Below are 3,089 nucleotides of genomic sequence, written 5' to 3' on the forward strand. Positions count from 1 at the left end.
TCCATGCCGCGGCCAAGCCCCCAGGGACGGGTTTACGGCGTCCCCCGCGAACCCACCCCGCCCGGCCAAGCGCGGCTTTTGGTTTATGCGATCAACAAACCCCGCCACGAGGGGCTCAGCCGTTGGCCTTCGCCTTCGCCTCGCGCGCGGCCTGCTGCTCGACCAGGGTCAGCGCCACATTGTCACGCAGGTACGCCGGCTCGACCCTCTCCGGTGCAATGGCTTCGCCGCGAGCGAACGCCGGCACCGCCAGTGCCAATACATCCGACGCTCGCGGCAGCGCCGTCGCATCAAAGCAGCGCAGGCCGGTGCCCAGCTGGGTCACCAGTGCCCCCTCGGCTGCGCCGAAACCGGTGCCGACACCGTAGGCCGACATCCCTTCCGGCAGCGCAACCGCAGCGGGTGCGCACACGCGCTCGGCATCGCGTGCCACCGGCAGGCCGTCTACACGCTCGAAGCGCGCGACGTACAACTCCCCCATCCGTGCGTCGATCGCCGACAGGATCTGCGTTTCGTCCGCCGGTGCCCGCAGCGCCAGCACCTGCAGCGTCGAGACCGGCAGCAACGGCCGATCCAGTGCCAGCGCAATGCCTTGCGCGATGGCGATCGCCAGGCGCACACCGGTGAACGCACCCGGGCCGCGGCTGAGCGCGATACCGTCCAGCTGGCGGCGGCTGATGCCTGCTTCGGACAGCAGCGCCTCGGCCCACGGCAGGCTCAGTTCGGCATGCCGGCGCGGGGCGATCTCGAAGCGTTCCAGCACCTGCCCATCGACATGCAGGGCAACGGAACAGGCTTCGGTGGCGGTTTCAAAGGCGAGCAGTTTCATCGGATCGGGTCAGAACAGGGGGAACGTGGCACCGGGCGCCGGCTCGGGGCCGGTCGCAACGGCCGCCGGAGCAGCCGCATCATCGGCCACGGGCGCCCATTGTGGCGTAAAGAAGGCCTGCACATCGGCCAGACTGCGGGTACGGCGGAATGGCGGCAGTGAATCGAGGAAGACCCGACCATAGCCACGGTTGAGCAGGCGCGGGTCGCACAATACCAACACACCACGGTCGCTCTCACTGCGGATCAGGCGACCGACGCCCTGTTTCAGCGCGATCACCGCCTGCGGCAGCTGCTCATCGCGGAACGGATTGCCGCCCTGGCTGCGGATCGCCTCCAGCCGTGCCTCGTACACCGGATCGTCCGGCGCCGCGAACGGCAGCTTGTCGATCATCACCACGCTCAGCGCCTCCCCCACCACGTCCACGCCCTCGCGGAAACTGGCCGAGCCCAGCAGCACGCCATTGCCCGACTCGCGGAAGCGCTGCAACAGCGTCGCGCGCGGCGCCTCGCCCTGCACGAACAACGGCCATGGCCCATCACGCAGTGCCTCGGCGGCCTCGCGCAATGCACGGTGCGAGGCAAACAACAGGAATGCCCTGCCCTGCGACGCCTGCAACACCGGCCGCAGGGTCTGGATCAACGCAGTACCAAAGCCCCGCGCAGCCGGATCAGGCAGGCCTTCGGGCAGGTAGCACAGCGCCTGCTCCGGCCAATTGAACGGGCTTGGCTGGACCAGCGTATGCGGGTCATCCAGGCCCAGGCGGGTGGCGATGTGGTCGAAGCCACCGCCCACGGTCAGCGTCGCCGAGGTGAAGATCCATGCCGCGCGACTGCGTTCGCGATGCTCACGTAACGGGCCGGACACATCCATCGGCGTGCGCTGGCAGCGAAAACCACGTGGCGTGAGCTCGTACCAGAGCACATCAGCGGCAGTGGCGGTTTCCGCCGGGTCGGTATCGAAATCGAGGGCAGGTTCGTCATCGCCCAGCCAGCGGCTGAGCCGCGAGACCGCCTCGCGCGCCCGCGCATGGCAGGCATCCAGGCCCGCCCCGGCTTCGCGCAGCGGCTGCAGTGCCTGCTCCAGCGTCACCAACCCCGCCATCACCGTATCGAATCCATCGCGCACCTGCGGCATCGCCAACGCGCGCCATTGCGTGCCACGCGGCGGCAGTCCCTCCATCGCCGAACGCAGGGCCAGCAGCGCCTGCTGCAACTGGTCGACCGGTTCCTGCAGCGCCGACTGCGCGCCGCCGACGCCACGCGCTTCGGCCAGGCAGTCGCGGCCCAGTTCCTGCCACGGGCGCATGCCGAAACCTTCGCCGAAGAACTGCGCGGCCAATTCGGGCAGCTGGTGTGCCTCGTCGATGACGAAGGCCTGCGCCCCCGGCAGCAGTTCACCGAAACCGTCCTGCTTCAGGGCCAGATCGGCCAGCAGCAGGTGATGGTTGACCACCACCACATCGGCCGCCTGCGCACGCTGCCGCGCGCGCACCACGAAGCAGTCATCCCAGAACGGGCAGTCGGTACCCAGGCAGTTGTCGACAGTGGAAGTGACCATCGGCAGCAGCGGCGAATCATCGGCCAGGCCTTCCAGTTCGGCGATGTCACCGAACTCCGAACGACCGGACCAGGCCAGGATGCGCTGGAACTGCGCCGCCTGTTCGGGGCTGGAAAAACGCGGCTCGCCGCGCGCCTGCTGCAGGCGATAGCGGCACAGGTAGTTCGCGCGCCCCTTCAGCAACGCACTGCGCAGGCCGACACCAAGTGCCTGACGCACCCGTGGCAGATCGCGGTGGTAGAGCTGGTCCTGCAGCGCGCGGGTTCCGGTGGAAATGATGGTACGCAACCCGGACAGCAGCACCGGCACCAGATAGGCAAAGGTCTTGCCAGTGCCGGTACCGGCCTCGGCCAGCAGCAGGTCACGCTGCTGCAGCGCATCGGCGATGGCTTCGGTCAGGTGCAGCTGTGCCGGACGCGGGACGAAGGCATCCAGGTGCGAGGCGAGCGCGCCGCCGTCGCTGAGGGCTTCGCGGCTGGCATGGACAAGGTCGGACATCAGAGGGAAAGGATACCCGGCCGGGCGCTGCCCGGCACCCGTTTCAAGCCAGGGCAACAGCAACGGCAACAGCAACAGCAACAGCGTTGTTCATGGCTCTGGGTTGCTGCGTGCTGGGCGGGCCGGGAGGGGCAGGCAGGACACGCCGTAAACCCATCCATGGGGGCTCGATGGCGCCTTGCTCGTGTGCGCTGTCCTGCGC

2 protein-coding genes are annotated in these 3,089 nt (G+C 68.6%); both read right to left on the reverse strand.

Annotated features, from left to right (window positions below):
• Positions 1–115: 115 nt before the first annotated feature.
• Positions 116–829 (reverse strand): tRNA (adenosine(37)-N6)-threonylcarbamoyltransferase complex dimerization subunit type 1 TsaB, encoded by a 714-nt coding sequence (tsaB, locus tag O0K41_RS22120; RefSeq protein WP_164223362.1) that lies wholly within the window; start codon positions 827–829, stop codon positions 116–118.
• A gap of 9 nt (positions 830–838) precedes the next feature.
• Positions 839–2,887 (reverse strand): ATP-dependent DNA helicase, encoded by a 2,049-nt coding sequence (locus O0K41_RS22125; RefSeq protein ID WP_049450272.1) that lies wholly within the window; start codon positions 2,885–2,887, stop codon positions 839–841.
• Positions 2,888–3,089 lie beyond the last annotated feature (202 nt).

Origin of the sequence: Stenotrophomonas sp. Sm2128 (assembly GCF_030985535.1) — a bacterium.
GTDB lineage: Bacteria > Pseudomonadota > Gammaproteobacteria > Xanthomonadales > Xanthomonadaceae > Stenotrophomonas > Stenotrophomonas maltophilia.

What these genes read in the sequence shown, in the direction of transcription:
- O0K41_RS22125 (WP_049450272.1), bottom strand. Translation starts at nt 2,887, where the DNA reads ATGTCCGACCTTGTCCATGCCAGCCGCGAAGCCCTCAGCGACGGCGGC.
- tsaB (WP_164223362.1), bottom strand. Translation starts at nt 829, where the DNA reads ATGAAACTGCTCGCCTTTGAAACCGCCACCGAAGCCTGTTCCGTTGCC.